Raw genomic sequence first — 16,985 nt, forward strand, 5'->3', positions numbered from 1 at the left:
TTCGTTCTGGTAATCGGTTTCAATGTACATATATAAGAAACTGTTAGGCCAACATCATTTGATATATAAACAAGTGAGTAAATAGTACCACACAACAATAAGTCCCGCAGAAGTATTTTTTAAATTTTTAATGACTAAAGAGATGTAAAATATGATTATCTCCTAAGTTATTAGGAGATGCTATCATTCTTATTTCTTTTTGGGGAGTAATTCACCAAAAATATGCCTGCTAATATTAGAACTCCTCCTACCAATGTTGAGATATGTAGTTGTTCATTCAGCAAAAACCAACCAAAGACAACCCCAAACAAAGGAGCGAGAAACAAAAAGGCACTTACCTTCCCTGGATCTTCTTTCTTCAGGAGGAAAAACCAAATGGCGAATTGAACAATGGAAGCCATAACTGCTAGCCATACTATTATAAAAATTGATACTGGAGTAAACACTATGTGAGCTTGTTCTAATAATACACTACCTAACAATAATAAGATTCCTCCAAAAAGCATTTGGTAAGCAGTTAAAACCCAAGTGTCAAAAGAAGAACCCCATTTTTTTAAAACCAATGTAGCAATAGCCCAAGAGACTGCACTCAATAGACCCAAAAGAGTCCCCGATTCCTGAATATCCAAGCTAGCACCTAATGTGATAAAAACACCTAGAAAGCCGGCTAGAACACCTAACCACTGAATCCAACGATATTTCATCCCCATAAAAAAAGTTCCAAAAATAACTACAATCAAAGGATTGGTAAATGTCAAAATAGACGACTCCCCCGCAGTAATCGTACGTAAACTTAGAAATATAGGGCCCATAACCAAAGTGGTTTGAAAAATGCCAACAACCCCGATTTTGAGCCATTCAGTTAGTCCCCTAGGATGATTTCGTTTTAATAATAAAACAATTAAGGCCATCAGTAAACCCGCTAGCGTAAAACGTATTCCGACTAGTAACAAAGGTGAAATATAGTTCAATCCTATTTTACCAACTGCAAATGAAGAACCCATTAAACCTGTTGTAGTCACTACTAAAAGAGCAAACAATATTTTATTCAAGATCCTAGAACTCCTTCTGTTCAGCGTTATGCGTTATTTTTAACTAGCCATTTTAGAGTTATCAAAAAACCCTTTTACTTACCATTTTAAAATTAAACAATCTATCCTTTATAATAACTTCCTTTTTCAGTTTTGTGCAATGACACTTTTAATGTACATGATTGATCTATTCTCTTTCGAAAAACAAAAAAGACTCACCATTTTTGGAAAGTCTTTTAAAAATTCTTGGTTCATTAATATTTTTTAATACCAGTGGCCGGGGTCAAATATAGCTTTTAAAGGTTGATATATCAATATTGGCTAAACATTATGTGTAAAATAAGTGTAAAAATCCGTGTTAATTAGAAATACACCTTAGAGAAAAGTTTTCTAGAATAACAAGGCCACCAAATGTTCCATCGATATCTCCTGATGAAGTATAAATTAGGATTCCACACTCCTTATCATTTATATAAAAGGCGCTTACGTATTGAAGTAGAATTATAACAACAAGTAAGGAGTTCAACAATTATAATATGGGACAAGGTATGAATTAAAACATTCCTAGGTTTAAGAATCGCTTCATTAAATTTTATCTTATTTTTTCTATCCCTTGTAATTAGTCTATTAAAATAAATCATTACATCATACCTTTGCTCCCAAGTTCTAAGTTTCTCTATACTTAACGTGAAGAAAATTCCTTCTCCATAAACTTTATAAGCCGGTAACCAATTATTCCCTATTGAATCAGTATTTTTAAATAATATTTTTTTCCCTTTGTCTATTTTACTTCTACTGGATTCATCATCATTTGTAGTAAGTCATTGAATCCAGTTAAGGCAATGGTCTCTTTTAACTTAGTCACTCTATTAATAAAAGTGAATCGGAATGCTACACCGTTGTCCTTAGCATCATTATAATCCTATTCTTTTCTTACCTTTAAATTTCGAGTATCACTTTATTGACTAAAATTCCAAAGTCCCTTTTCCCCAATTCTTTTCCAGTATTTTTAGAGTATATTTTTTCTTGGGCTTGCCCATCATCCAGTTCACTTTCAATGTAAAGTATTGCAAGTTCAATATCTGAATGGTTGTACTCTTGAATCTCGGGAGGACACATTTTTTAACAATCTCTATTTTTCCATCAAGATTATCCGCCATATTTAACCAAGAAGAAGTAACCCCGTTTCTTCAAATATATCTATAAGTCTTTCAACTGCAGGGTTCTCTCCCGGTAGATAAATCGCACTGTTTATATTCGGATAGTAAACATTTATTGAATTTTTTAAGACTGCAACAGGATATGAAGTACAATTTTCATTTAGCCTCTTACTTAATTCACTAATACCTTCTTCGTCATTAGTCGAATTATTTTTTCTTGTCATAATCCCTTTTAGAGGCCTTTCCTTATTACAACTATATAATTAATTTATTTCCATAAATCTCTTGTCTTTTTACAAATTTCCCACCGACAAATATTTCGTCTCTAAGTATGGCTTAATACCTTCCAAACCACCCTCACGTCCGAGTCCACTTTCCTTCATGCCTCCAAAAGGTGCATGTGCAGCAGATGGTCCGCCGTCATTCCACCCAACAATCCCAAAGTCGAGATGATCATGTAAGTAAGTTCCGGTTCTATAATCATTGGTAAAGAAATAAGCTGCAAGCCCGTATGGTGTGCTATTTGCAATTTCCACTGCTTCTTTAATTTCTTTAAAGCTGGTAATCGGTGCTACTGGACCAAAAGTTTCCTCATGCATGATATCCATGCTGGCATTTACATTTTTTAACACCGTTGGATGCACAAAGTAATAACCTTTTTCATTGTCTGTATCATACTTATTGCCGACTAGTACCTCAGCACCTTTTTCAATGGCATCGTTTATTTGATCCACAATTTTTTCATAGCCTTTTCCATTAATGATCGGCCCTACATCTGTTCCTTCTTCCAACCCGTTGCCAATTTTAAGTTTTTCAACTTCCACAGCTAGCTTTTCAGAAAAGGCGTCTACGATATTTTCATGCACGATAATACGGTTGGCACATACACATGTTTGGCCAGCATTCCTGAATTTCGTACCGACCGTCTGTTTTACAGCAAAATCAAGGTCAGCATCTTCAGCTACAATAAGAGGAGCATGTCCACCTAATTCCATTGTGACATGTTTAATGGTGTCCGCACTATTTTTAATCAACGTCTTCCCAACAGGTGTTGAACCTGTAAAGGTAATTTTGCGTACATATTCGCTACTTGTGAATAAATCACCAACAACACTACCTCTTCCATTTACACATTGAACTGCATCGGGTGGAATACCGGCTTCATGCGCAAGTTCGATTAGACGAATTGTCGTTAAAGGGGTTTCTACTGCGGGTTTAACAATAAACGTACACCCCGCCGCTAAAGCAGGTGCCGCCTTTCTCGTCATCATCGCCGCAGGAAAGTTCCATGGTGTAATTGCCGCAACGAGTCCAATTGGCTGGTGGCTGACAATAATACGCTTTGTTTCCGTATTTGCTGGAATCGTGCGGCCATAAATTCTTTTTGCCTCTTCCGCATACCAATCAATATAGCTAGTTGCATAATCAACTTCCCCCAAAGATTCATGGAGTGGCTTTCCGTTTTCAAGTGTCATTGTTTCCGCGATATATGCTTTATTTTCCTGTATTTTTTGCGCCCAATTTTGTAATAATCTTGATCGTTCATGTGCATTGACTTTCGACCATTTTTTAAAAGCTTTATGCCCATTCTCCAGCGCTTGATTAATTTCTTCCTCCGAATGCACATTGACTTCTTGAATGACTTCACCTGTAGCAGGATTATTTACTTTGAACTGATTCGACATTTGTATGAACTCCTTTAATTGATTTTGTTCTTGCTTGTGTCATATATAAACTAAAACCCCAACAGAACCTATCAGCACCCATGTTAAATAAACATCCCATCCCCCTAATGACCATAAGTATATTTGATGATTCACAGGAACAACATAATCGATTACAGTTGGCAATGCTACAGCTTCAAATGTGATCACTGAAACATAACCGAACAACACAGCCCAAGCAGCAACGAAGGATGTATAACATTTATCTCTTAGGGAGTTACTATATTTACCAAAGGATCAAATTGATCTAATAAAGACAAGAATTCATCAAATTTATTCTGGTCGCCCGATATAACAAGTCTTTCTTCTGAAACTGCTTGCTCTGATGAAAGACGTCCCTCTCCTATTTCATAAAGGGTTGACTTTTCGACAGTTAGCGAAATATCAGGATTGTTAGTTAGCTTGCCTACCTTATAGGACAGTACTGAGTTTTCTAAATTCAATGTGAAATCTTCATCTGTATCTGATACCTCAATCTGAATTACCATTTTATGGCCATCCGCTTTGAGGCCATTTAGTTTAACCGCTAATAGGGTTAAAAATTCTTCAACTGGAATATTATTAAAAAGCATAGAACTATCATATGGAAGTCTATCTTTGTTGACTCCACTTCTTAGTTCCAACGCACCAACGAGATAGATATTACGCCAGTTTGCTGACTCAGACTGATATCCTAGTTGTTCAAAAGTGTCTGCTAATAAATTTTTAGCTTCGATATTATCGGGATCTGCCATTACTACATTTTTCATCACTTGAGCAACCCAACGATATTCACCATTTTCATAATCAACTTTAGCCTTTTGGATGACATTTGCCGCCCCGCCCATAAATTCCACATACTTTTTTCCTGCTTCAATTTGTGGCAGGGGATCTAGGTCTGATGGATGTCCACTATAATATCCTAAATAAAAATTATAAATACCTTTAACATTATGCTTTAAAGTACCATAGTACCCTCGATTTCCCCAATATTGATTTAATGTATCTGGCAATTGGATTGTTTCAGCTATTTCATCCATTGTGTAGCCGTGATTTGCTAAGCGAACTGTCTGATCATGCATATATTTGTATAAATCACGCTGCAATTTCAGATGTTTAATAATTTGGTCCTTTCCCCATACAGGCCAAGCATGCGCCATTAAAAGAGCATCAACCTCATATTGACCGAATAAATCAATAGTTTTATCGATTGCGTCAACCCATTTTAAAGTGTCTCGAGTTTTTGCTCCCCTTACAGTATAAATTTGATGCATCGTTTTATTTACATTTTCTGATGCAAATATTACTTTATATTCCTCAATAAAGAAATGCATTTCAGCTGGTGCTTCTGTATTTGGAGTTAATAAAAATTGAAAGGTTAAACCGTCTACCTCCAAAATTTGTACTTTATTTTCTATTTCAATATTTGGTACCTCAAAACTATTCATTCCATCAGTACCCACAGGACCAATACCTTGGGACACAACACCTTTGGGACCAGCTGGTAATAAGGAACCGAATTGATACTGACCACGACGCTTCATTACCGAGCCTAACATCACATATTCACTTATCGCTTCTTCTGCTAAATATTGTGGTGCAATAATTGGGATATCTTTATGTTCTGCATATTCCAGAATCCCTTGAATACCACCAAAATGATCTGAATGACTTTGACTAAGAATGATGGCTGTAACTGGTTTTTTGGGACGGTGCTTATAATATAGATCCATTGCTGCTTTTGCTGATTCGACACTCTTTAAAGTATCACAAACGATAACCCCATTTTCAGTTTCTATAAGGACAGTAGTAGATAATGATACTCCTCGAACTTGATATACGCCATCTACTACCTTAAACAAACCTGAAATGGATTGTAATTGTGAATTTCTCCATAAACTAGGATTGACTGTTTCAGACGAAGACTCCTTTAAAAATTCAACTTTTTCTGTGTCCCAGACAACTTTCCCACTATCATTTTTAAGCTTTTTAAAATGTAACGGAGAAATATGATTCTTATATGCATCTTCATAATCCTGTCTATCGTCAAAATTTAAATATTCATAAAATTCCTCATTGGCCTTCTTTGTAAAGTCTGTAGCAGGTAACGATTGTGGTAATTTAGTGTTTTTCATTTAAATATCCTCCTCTGTATTTTAATCCTCTATTAAAGTAGAGTTTTCTTTATTTCTTAAAATTAATTCATCTTTTAATGGTTAATTCAGAAAATATATCTTCCAAACTTGGCTTGGTTAAATGTTTTCATGTAATAGCCATCCAACCTATCATAACTTCACTACAAGCCGTGAAACATCTCCTTTTGCTAGCCTATCAAACCCTTCATTAATTTCATCCAGAGCGAGAGTATCGGATAAAAGCAAATCGACCGGTAGTCTTCCTTGCTTAAAAAGTTCGATAAAATGCGGGATATCTCGTGATGGTATACAACTTCCTACATAGGATCCCTTGATTGTACGCTCCTCTGCTGCAAGGGTTACTTGCGGGAAGGAGAATTTATGCTCAGGATGTGGTAGTCCTGTAGTGACAGTAGTACCACCTCTCTTTGTAATTTGATAAGCAACCTCCATTGCCGGGACCACTCCGGCAGTTTCAAAGACGTAATCGAGCCCTCCACCAGTTGCTGTTTTAATTTGATCCACTACATCTAATTCGCTGGAATCATATACGGAAGTTGCTCCAAATTTCTTGGCAATATCAAATTTACCCTGATTTATATCGATTGCAATAATCTCCCTTGCACCAGCTAATTTTGCACCCATAACTGCATTCAAACCAATGCCTCCAAGCCCAACTACCGCAACACTACTACCTGGTTGCACTTGTGCGGTATTAATTACTGCACCAACACCAGTAATGACTGCACATCCAAATAATGCAATTGTTTCAAAAGGGATTCCTGAATCTACTTTAACAATTGAATTGGTGGAAACGACTGCATATTCAGCAAACCCTGATACTCCTAAATGATGGTTCACACGGCCTTCTTCTGAATGAAGCCTGCTGCCACCACCAAATAGTTCACCTTCTTTGTTTACTTGATCTCCAGGCTCACAAAGTGCCGGGCGTCCTTCCCTACAAGAAAGACAGTGCCCACAGCTTGGTATAAACGTACAAACTACATGGTCACCTTCCTGAAATTGTGTTACATTTTCTCCTACTTGAACAATTATACCTGCTGCCTCATGCCCCAAAGCCATGGGCATTGGTCTCGGTCGGCTACCATTGATTACAGAAAGGTCTGAATGACATAGACCAGCCGCTTTTATCTGCACAAGTACTTCATTTTGTTTCGGATTGTCCAGCTCCAATGTTTCAATTTTTAATGGTTTACTTTCTGCATATGGCGCAGACAAACCCATTTCATGTAAAACAGCTACACGACTTTTCATGTTTTCACCTCATTTAATTTTTCTTGCAAGTTATTTCAGTAACTTAAATAGAAGGAATTAATTTTTAACGTAAATGATACGTTAACAGTATGAACCATGAAATCCCCCCTTCAAATACTAATTCAATGAATACGTATACATTATTAAATATTTTGCTTACGTCTTTCTTTATACTTAGCAAGTAAAGGTACAAATACCGATAAGAGACAGAATACTAAAAACAAAATTGATATTGGGCGTTGAAAAAAGATCATAAAACTACCGTCAGATAAAATAAGTGATTGTCTTAAAGATTTTTCAGCTAAAGGCCCCAAAATAATAGCTATCAGCATTGGCGTTACTGAATAACCATATTTAGGTAGGAAGTATCCTATCACTCCAAAGAATATAGCTATGCCCACAGAAGATAATGAATTATTAACAGCATAGGAACCTATTAAACAAAGTACCAATACAATTGGCATTAATACATTTGAAGGAATAGATGTAATTTTCGCAAACCATGGAATAGCCATTTTGGCAAGAATTAACATAATAATATTTACCAAGATGAAGCCTACCATAATTGTATAAACAATATCCGCATTTTCGGTAAATAATTGTGGTCCGGGAGTTAGACCTTGGATCATTAATCCTCCTAAAAGAACGGCAGTAACTACATCTCCTGGGATTCCTAGTGTCATCATTGGAATTAACGTAGCACCTGTAGTGCCATTATTACTTGATTCCGAAGCTACAATTCCTTCATAACTCCCCTTTCCAAATTCTTCAGGTTTTTTTGAACTACGCTTTGCCTCGTTATAACTAATAAATGCCGATATAGTTCCCCCCGTCCCAGGAATAGCTCCAACTATTACACCTATAATACTTGATTTTGCTATCACCTTTTTTAACGATAAAAAGTCTTTGATTGAAAACTTCTCTTTCTTTAAAGTAGCCCCGGAGGCTATTGACTTAGAGCCTTTAGCTATTTGATTAAATACCTCAGAAATAGCAAATAATCCAATTAATGCCGGCACTAAATCTATTCCAGATAATAAAAATGTAGTATTGAAAATAAAACGTTCTCCCCCAGTTATAGGGTCAAGCCCAACTGTAGATACGAGCACCCCTAAGCAGCCCATTATTAACCCTTTACTTATAGAATTACCACTAACACTGGATATAATCGTCAATCCGAATAATGCTAGCATAAAGTACTCAGGCGGTCCAAATCCTAAAGCAACTTTTGCAATTTGAGGAGCAAAAAATAAAAGCGCAAATCCACTAATCAGGCCACCTGCAACAGATGCATAAATTGACAAATTGAGTGCAGTGTGAGCTTTCCCTTGTTGCGCCAGAGCAAATCCATCTTCTACAGTAGCTGCTGAAGCAGCCGTTCCTGGGGTTTTGAGTAAGATTGCCGAGACAGACCCTGCATAAATACCCCCACAATAAATACCTATCAAAAGTAACATCCCTGCAGTAGGGGGCATTCCAAATGTCAAAGGTAACATAAGTGCCACTCCCATTGTAGCACTTAAGCCAGGAAGTGCTCCTATTACAATTCCCGCTGCAACCCCGAATATCATTGCTAATATAATATGCCATTCAAAGACATTACCAATTCCATACAATATCCAATCTAACATAAATAGCCTCCTCACATTTTTTCCCTAACTGAATATTATTAGTATAGTAGACGAATTTAATCAGTTGTAACATCGCGACCCGACTAGGGTCCTTTGTGTTCATTCATCCTTTGCAGAAGGCAAGTTATACCAGTTATAAACGAAATTGTCTTACCAATCTGGATAGCACCACTTTTCTACTTAAAGTTGCTTAAAGAACTGCACCTGCTAAAGCAGTTGGGTTTTTTTGCTATTTTAGTTCCTAATTTTTTAAACCCTATTTTCCAATTGTTCTTATGACATTTTTACATTACCATTTTAAAATAATAAGCCTTATGGTAAGAAAACATTTAATAGACCTGTAAAGACATAATATAAAACTGCCGTAAGAATCAACGGAATAAATATAAGTTGAAATAGTTTTCGATTACCTACGATATACATTACACTAGCTGTAAATACAACTGTACTTAATATAAAGCCTATAAGTGGAGCCAAAAAAACCCAAGCAACCATACCAATTAATACATATAACAAACGAAAGTAATCTATTTTCTTTAACTTTTTATCTTTTTTCTTGTTTTCATTTATTTCTTTTTCAAATATCGAAATTATACTAAGTAATATGATTATTATAGAGAGCATGTATGGAAAGAATCTAGGGCCTAAGGCTTCTTCCCCTGAACTTCTTACCTCATAAGGTATAATAATTATCATAACAATCCCAAATATTATCATAAATAAGCTAGATAAATTAGATTTTATCGAATTAATCATATTAAACATCAATCCTTCCACTGCGCTCAAGGCTTAAAATGTAAAGAAATACTCTCTCCCCCATAAAGATTGCTAGATAAATGGATAAGCAGATACACTACAATGGCACGGTGAAGACAGTGATGCAACCCTATGCTGCACGTATTTTATGGTGTGCTGATTGCACAATTAAGTGTTTCACTTGAGCTCCTAATACCTGTATAAACAATTCTTGTGTAATGTGTGACAAACAGTCAATGTCTACTTTTTTCTATAAACTAGTTGCGTGTGTCTATGCTAAAGATTGTTAAACCTAATTACTGTAGAATTTAAGTCCACAAAAAACTGCAATAGTTGGTACAGCGAATAGGCAGGAATTACAGGGTATCAAACCAAACGGCTTCCAACTTTCGAAGACAATTTATGCAATCTTTTATATTAGTTAAAATCACTATTTTGTGGACACAGGTTTGTACGGAATCTACTGAAATGTAATTGCATTAAATAAATTGCTAATCAAGTAATCCTGCCTTTTCCACCACTGTTTTACTTGACTCAAAGGTATCTGTAATGACTTTTTGAAAGTCATTAGGGTTACCATATTTAGGTATAATACCTAGTTTTTCAAACTTCTCAGTTAACTCTGGATCCTCAATTGTCTTTTTAAAGGCCTCATCCAATATATCAACAATATCTTCAGGTAAATCTTTCGGGCCTATAAAACCAGCAAATACATCAACAGCAACATCTATTCCCTTATCCGTTAAAAAAGGTACGTCCTCAAAACCTTTCATCTTGGTTTCCCCAACATTAGCTAAAACCCGTAGTTCTCCCGACTTCACATGAGATTTTACATCCGTTGGTTGAATGATAGCTCCATCAATATGACCTCCTAATAGTGCAGTAACTGTTGGTGCAGCTCCTTCATATGGTACATTAGTAGTTTTAATACCTGCCGCTATGTTTAGTGCTTCCATTGCAACATGGGATGGAATTCCAGTACCAGCAGTTCCATACTTAAATTCATTAGGATTCTCTTTAGCATATTTGAGCCATTCATCAAAAGTTTCCCATGGTGAATCTGCATTTACAACAAATAATTGCGGTACTGTATTAACCATTGTTATAGATTGAAAACTATCTTTTGAATAAGAAGTGTTTCCATATAAAGGTTGATATGAAATAGATCCTGCACTAGCCAGTGCAATTGTATAACCATCGGGTTTAGCACTTAGAAGTTCTGTAAGTCCAACCGCTCCGCCACCGCCCGGTTTGTTGGAAATCACTAATGTCTGTCCGTTTGGCAAATATTTTTGTGCTACAGAGGCTATTGTTCGTGCCGCTACATCTGTACTTCCACCAGCAGCAAATGGCACAATAACCTCTATTGGTTTAGTTGGATAGTCGCTAGCTTTACCTTTTTCTGAACCACTTGAAAAATTAGAGCATGCCCCTAATACTAATGTCAATAATACAATAATCGTTATTTTCTTATACACAGTTACACTCTCCCTTATACATTATATTTAAAGCGCCTTCATAACTGTTTATTTTAAGATTACAAGTTAAGTAAGGTTATACATTTTACGTCTGGAATCTTCGACTTTTATGGTTGAATCTAATTCTTCACCGAAGTGGTGCGACGAATTATTACTTCAGGGTTTGGAATAATTTGTCTTCTAGTTATATTCTTATTAGTCATCACTTCAATTAAAATTTCCATTGCTAACTCCTCCATCTTAAATCCAGGATTGCCTACACTTGTTAGCTGAATCGCATAATGTGAGGATATACTATTATTATCAATACCCGCTATGCTTATATCATCGGGAATATTAAGTCCCATTGACAAAATTGCATTCATACCAACAAGAGCCATCGCATCAGTCGCGTAAACTATAGCGCTTGGTGGATTAGAATAATTTATTAGCTTCAAAGTTTTCTTTTCAACTTCACTTGTTGACGCGTCTGTAATACATTGAAGTGAAGAATCAATTTCAATATTACCTTTTTTCAAAGCTTGTTCAAATCCTTGCTTTCGTTCAAGAAAAGTTGAAATATTTAATTCACCGGAAATATAAGCAATTCTGTTATGATTCAACCCTATTAAATGCTTTGTTATTAGCTCACCCGCTAATTTATTATTAGATACAACATAATTCCCCCCCCTCCTTGGACGACGGTTAAAAAACATATATGGTATCCCAGAATTTTCAATTTCCTCTAAAAGCGGATCATCTAACATAATAGAAGACATTAATATTCCATCGACTTTAGCACCCACTACAGAATTATAAATTTCTTTAGCATTATTCCCATTGTCAAAATACACCATAGTTTTATATCCGTATTTACTTGCTAGATTGACAATCGAGTCTGTAGTTTCGACAAAAAAGGCATTGTGCAACTCCCCTGATATTAACGCAATTGTTTTCGTTCTATTAGTTATTAAACTTCTAGCAATCAAATTAGGTTGATAGTTCAGTTGTTCCATAGTTTTTAATATCTTTTTTTTAGTTTTACTATTTACTTTATCAGGACTGTTCATCACTCTTGATACAGTAGCTTGTGAAAAGCCAGATAATTTAGCAACATCTTTAGAAGAAACCAAATCAACACTTCTCCTTTCTATAAGTTTGTAGAGTGAATTTGTATACGTATACATTTAATGGAGTGATGATTTTTACATTATAAAAGTTAGATTAGTACCTTTTGTTCCAAGTATATTAATCTTAATTTGAATACGGTATACAATGCAGCTTTTTCGTAAAGAATTTATACCTTTTGGAATCGATACTATGAATACGTATTCATTTGACAGAATAATGATTTGATTAAATATACTCTAACATCTATATTTAAATTTGTAAAGAATTTTGAAGAATTTATACAATTTTTTACTTCCTAAATTTCTAATAAATACAGAATTGTTCGACTGCCTAATCCGGTAAAATTTCCACATGCCATCAGGCAATTGGTTTTCCAAGTATAATCTATTGTTGAAATACATTATCATTCCAATAATAACCAATATTACAGATAGCATCTGCAATACGACCTTCCCTGAGACTGTTATCTCATACCTATAATCATTTTCTGTAACCTTAGAAAGAAGACCCTCGGACAATTGGTCACCTGTTTTACATGTGTTGCGATGAGGTGGAAGATCTTCAATTTTCCGAGGCGATCTTGATGATTCTAGAATGTTTGGGCGAGGTACTGTCAAAAGAACACATCCTTACCGATGATCAAATCCAACCTTTTTTGGATCGATTTTTTGACAATCTACCGGATGTTCGTTAGGTTTAATTGAAAAATAGTTTTATACCAACACCTATAAGAAGAATGGAAAGCATCTGAATAATCATCTTTCCTGATATTCTATTTGATAGATAAACACCTATCTGGGCACCTGTTATAACCCCTAGTCCACCCCACAAGACCGCGGTCCAATATATGTTGCCTTGAAATAGGTATATGACCACGCCAACTAAGGAATAAAGACAAAGTGCAAAAATTGATGTCGCAGTTGCATATCTTGGTATCACACGAAAAAGATAAACAAGTATTGGTACCATTAACCATCCTCCACCAATACCGAAGAAACTAGATACTGTTCCTAATAAAACACCTGTAAATAATATTAGTATTTTTGTTTTTATCTCTTTTTTTTCTTCATGGGAGGGATTTTTTGTATCTTTTGCCTGATCCCCATTCAATGAAACGGAATCTTTTCCCCTTGTTGCAATATCATCCATGGATACCGCTGTTTCTGCTTTTGATTTTGGTTCTTTTTTCAGCAGTAAAAAAACTCCTAAAGCAACCAACAATGTAGCAAAAATCCAATAAAATGATTGAGAAGGGATAATCTTTGCAAGCAACACTCCGAGAAAAGTTCCAGGAACTGCTCCTATTGAAAGGGTGAATCCCAAATGATAATCAATCCGTTTTTGCCTTACATAACCAACTACCCCGGATAATGCATTTAATAGCACAACAGTTAGACCAGTACCTGCAGCAACTTGCGGGGATAGATTAAATAATATCAATAATGCAGGAACAAAAATAAATCCCCCTCCAGCTCCCACTATGATCCCGTAAGCGCCTGAAAAAAATCCAATAAAGAGAAGTAAAATCCCCATTGTGATTTCCATTTTGTACACCTCCTCCAACCATGTTATGTGCATTCTTTAAAACCATAGCACATGTGTTAAAGAAGGGAAAATAGCAAATATATATAGGGTATAACAAAAATGTATACGATTGATTAGACGTTATCTCTAATAAACTTTACCAGCTTGTCTACACCAATTCTACGAAAGCGGTATGGTTTTCTTACTAACCAAAGGTCTCTTTTTAAATTAATTCCAGTGATTTCTACTTTCTTTAATGTGCCATACTCCAGTTCTCTAACAACAGTCATTTTGGATAATATGCTGATCCCAAGCCCAGCTTCAACAGCATTTTTAATCGCTTGTGTACTTCCTAATTCCATATAGCTTTCTATTTTGTTAAGCATTCCAGACGACTCAAGAGCACGTTCGATAATCATCCTTGTTCCAGAAGTTGGTTCTCTCCAAATCAGATGTTCATTAGCTAATGCCCCTATACTTACTTCATTTTCATTTTTCCAAGGATGATCAGCAGAACACACTAAAATTAACTCATCGCCTGTAAATTTTTCAACATGCAACTTATCACTTTTCACAACCCCTTCAATTAACGCTAAATCAATTTCATTTTTCATTAATTTCTCTAAAATAGTTGGCGTATTCCCAATTTCTAATATTAACTTAACTTCAGGAAACTCTTTTTTAAACTGTCCCAATAGTTTAGGTAATAAATATTCGCCAATCGTCAATGTGCCACCAATTCTTAAATTAATATGGTAATCTCCCATTGATGCTTGAACATATTCCAAGGAGTGTTCGATACTTTCTAGGATAGTTTTCGCAAAAGGATAAAGGACTTTTCCTGCTTCGGTTGTTTTTAAAATACCCTCCGTTCTCTCAAAGAGCAAGGTTCCATATTTATCTTCTAGAAGGTGGATTTGTCTTGTAACTGCGGGTTGAGAAACATAACTCTTCCGTGCTGCTTGACTAATCGTACCCTCTTCCACCACTAAACAAAACATCTTTAAGCTTTCAATGTTCATGTAACCACCTCAGTAAATTTTTCGTTTTTATAAACAGGGGTACCGCCAACAAAACGCGATTAGCGATGATTACTAAAAAAAATCAATTACATTCTTAAAGAAAAAACCACCATTAACGGTGGCATTATTTAGTCCGCTCCCTAACTTGTCTAAAATTACATTTTATTGATAAAATCTGCAAAATCATTGTGGTAGATTAATGAACTTTTATAGCATAAATAGAAATACCTACTTCCCGGTGAACATCCATAACACTTTTATGTTGATGTAATAATTGTACCACTCTGTCATAGATCACTTTATCTTTTCCTGTAGCTTCGGCATGATATTTCTTCTTACCACCTCGGAACTTCCCTTGTTGCTTTGCAATTGCAATTCCTTCTTTTTGAGCTGTTCTAATGCGCTCCCTTTCCTCGTCTACCAACCAGAATAAAAGTCGCTCTCTATACTTCCTCCTCAAATCATGCATTGAACAGTGAATTAAATTCCTTGAACAATTCCAAATCACCATCAATTTTCAAATTCCCTTCATCAATTGCTTCTACCGGATCAACTGTCCCTAGGGAAATCTTTTTCCACAAATCAACCTGCAAATGTACAACTAGATCAGGATCCTGAGAATAACCTCTACGAACTTCCGCAATTCCTCGACGGACGATGACCATATACGATTCTTCCGCATCTGTGATTTGAAAACCGACTGCAATCCATTTGTCAACACTGGCAAGAGGATCTAGGCGAACAGACATGTTTTTGAAGAACGTTTCCAACGGCATTGCCAATGCATTTGCAAGCTTCACTTTGAGTGGAATTGGTCTAATAGGAAGTTCACCCGCTAATTCTAATGCCTGGGTAAAGTAATACGATCTGCCCGTTGAGCTATGAGACGACTCCCCTAACTTGTATAACGCTTCCACTTTTAATTCCAAAGCGCTAATATTTTCCGGTGAAACCGCCAATAACATATCTGAAATTTCAGCTGCCCACTGGTACTCTCCCGTTTCTATCGCCTTCTTCCCCTTTTCAAGTAACCGGTCACTTCCACCCGATAAGTCAATAATTTTTTGTCCACGAACTTTTGGAGAAAGTGAGCCCAAATTGGTAGCATTTCCATCAAACCAACCTAAGTATCCTTCATAAATCGCTCTAATCGACCATGACACTTGCCCATATAATTGTAAGATCTCAGGGTAGTCATCAAAATGCGGCGGAAGTTTAATTTCTTCTACTAGTTCATCAGGAGTTTTTCCCTGGTTTGCCCCTCTCACAACAGCATCGTGAACATACTGGATCACATCTCGATACATCGTTAATAATTCGTCAATTCTTTCTGATCCACGGATTGGTTCCGAATGGCACGGTACCATATATTCGGCATTGAGGTCGCGCATCTTATCCAGCGATTGAATCCATTGATGCACAGGTCGTGGCGCCGTACCTCGGATAGCATATAGATTCGGAAATGACGGATAATAGTTATCGGCACTTATTAATACTTTTTTATCAGGTAACCAAATAAAAATTTGATCTTCCGTCTCACCAGGTGCATGAAAAAGATTAAATCTGCTTCCACCAATTTTTAATTCCATTGAATCTTCGAATGTTTTCGTAGGGGCTACTAAGATAGGTTTACCCCTGTCGATACTAAGGGTGGGTCCTAGACCGGCACAAGGAACGTATCCTTCAGGAAGACGTGTGCCAAACTGTCTTCTTCCACGAAGACCAAGTATGTCTTGTAACTGACTAAATTGCATATCGAAGAACTCTTTTGTCTTTTGGTTCGCGTAAACCTCTGTTTCTTCATTTAAAAAAGCTGAAGTCCCCATGACATGATCGGTATGACCATGAGTGTAAATCACAGCAATGGTTGGTAGAGGGGAAATCTTATCAAACTCCTCTCTTATTTCCTTGGCAGCTTGTAGGCTCTCAGTCGTATCAACAATAACATTCCCCTCTTCTGTAGCAATCAAGATACAATTCCCCATCGCATAACCGATGGCGGAATACACTCCATCAGTTACTTTTTCGATTCTTTTATTAAATCGCTTCGCATGATTTAATAAGTACTCCGATGGAGAGGGCTGTTCATTAAATATTCTTTTTACGTCGCCCGTTTGTTGAAGATCTGATCTCGTCATAGCTTCACCCTTCTTTCCTCTT

At 36.2% G+C, this 16,985-nt stretch carries 13 protein-coding genes and 1 pseudogene; all 14 read right to left on the reverse strand.

The genetic code is table 11. The features are described from left to right. Positions 1 to 170: 170 nt before the first annotated feature. The 14 genes and pseudogenes from CFK40_RS18190 to CFK40_RS18265 all read right to left on the reverse strand — a co-directional run bounded on the left by CFK40_RS18190 (position 171) and on the right by CFK40_RS18265 (position 16,963). Positions 171 to 1,052: a DMT family transporter gene (locus CFK40_RS18190; RefSeq protein ID WP_193433344.1), complete on the reverse strand. Its 882-nt coding sequence runs from the start codon at positions 1,050 to 1,052 to the stop codon at positions 171 to 173. A 1,141-nt stretch (positions 1,053 to 2,193) separates the two neighbouring features. Then, entirely contained in the window at positions 2,194 to 2,415 is a 222-nt protein-coding gene (locus tag CFK40_RS18200) for a hypothetical protein (protein WP_089533810.1), read from the reverse strand. Positions 2,416 to 2,484: 69 nt separating this feature from the next. Continuing rightward, positions 2,485 to 3,876, reverse strand: a complete 1,392-nt coding sequence (locus CFK40_RS18205; RefSeq protein WP_089533811.1) for an NAD-dependent succinate-semialdehyde dehydrogenase — start codon at positions 3,874 to 3,876, stop codon at positions 2,485 to 2,487. A gap of 48 nt (positions 3,877 to 3,924) precedes the next feature. Further along, positions 3,925 to 4,110: pseudogene (locus tag CFK40_RS21415) on the reverse strand (amino acid permease); the annotation flags it as partial. 14 nt (positions 4,111 to 4,124) lie between these two features. Next, on the reverse strand, positions 4,125 to 6,029 hold the full coding sequence (locus tag CFK40_RS18215; RefSeq protein ID WP_089533812.1) for an alkyl/aryl-sulfatase: 1,905 nt from the start codon (positions 6,027 to 6,029) through the stop codon (positions 4,125 to 4,127). 150 nt (positions 6,030 to 6,179) lie between these two features. Beyond that, entirely contained in the window at positions 6,180 to 7,304 is a 1,125-nt protein-coding gene (locus tag CFK40_RS18220) for a zinc-dependent alcohol dehydrogenase family protein (RefSeq protein WP_089533813.1), read from the reverse strand. Between the two features lie 143 nt (positions 7,305 to 7,447). Next, positions 7,448 to 8,935 carry a tripartite tricarboxylate transporter permease gene (locus CFK40_RS18225; protein ID WP_089533814.1) on the reverse strand — a complete coding sequence of 496 codons (1,488 nt, stop codon included), beginning with the start codon at positions 8,933 to 8,935 and terminating at the stop codon, positions 7,448 to 7,450. A gap of 312 nt (positions 8,936 to 9,247) precedes the next feature. Beyond that, complete coding sequence (locus CFK40_RS18230; protein WP_161493904.1) at positions 9,248 to 9,631, reverse strand: tripartite tricarboxylate transporter TctB family protein; 384 nt, start codon at positions 9,629 to 9,631, stop codon at positions 9,248 to 9,250. A gap of 551 nt (positions 9,632 to 10,182) precedes the next feature. Further along, positions 10,183 to 11,169, reverse strand: a complete 987-nt coding sequence (locus CFK40_RS18235; RefSeq protein WP_161493905.1) for a Bug family tripartite tricarboxylate transporter substrate binding protein — start codon at positions 11,167 to 11,169, stop codon at positions 10,183 to 10,185. 119 nt (positions 11,170 to 11,288) lie between these two features. Then, the gene (locus CFK40_RS18240; RefSeq protein ID WP_161493906.1) at positions 11,289 to 12,281 is read right to left on the reverse strand and encodes a LacI family DNA-binding transcriptional regulator; all 993 of its coding nucleotides are present in this window, start codon (positions 12,279 to 12,281) and stop codon (positions 11,289 to 11,291) included. Positions 12,282 to 12,975: 694 nt separating this feature from the next. Next, positions 12,976 to 13,824, reverse strand: a complete 849-nt coding sequence (locus CFK40_RS18250; protein WP_089533819.1) for a sulfite exporter TauE/SafE family protein — start codon at positions 13,822 to 13,824, stop codon at positions 12,976 to 12,978. A 113-nt stretch (positions 13,825 to 13,937) separates the two neighbouring features. Beyond that, entirely contained in the window at positions 13,938 to 14,825 is an 888-nt protein-coding gene (locus tag CFK40_RS18255; RefSeq protein ID WP_089533820.1) for a LysR family transcriptional regulator, read from the reverse strand. Positions 14,826 to 15,021: 196 nt separating this feature from the next. Next, positions 15,022 to 15,249: a recombinase family protein gene (locus tag CFK40_RS18260; protein WP_227001824.1), complete on the reverse strand. Its 228-nt coding sequence runs from the start codon at positions 15,247 to 15,249 to the stop codon at positions 15,022 to 15,024. Positions 15,250 to 15,286: 37 nt separating this feature from the next. After that, entirely contained in the window at positions 15,287 to 16,963 is a 1,677-nt protein-coding gene (locus CFK40_RS18265; protein WP_089533822.1) for an alkyl sulfatase dimerization domain-containing protein, read from the reverse strand. Positions 16,964 to 16,985: the final 22 nt, after the last annotated feature.

The organism is Virgibacillus necropolis (assembly GCF_002224365.1).
Taxonomy (GTDB): Bacteria; Bacillota; Bacilli; order Bacillales; family Amphibacillaceae; genus Virgibacillus_F; species Virgibacillus_F necropolis.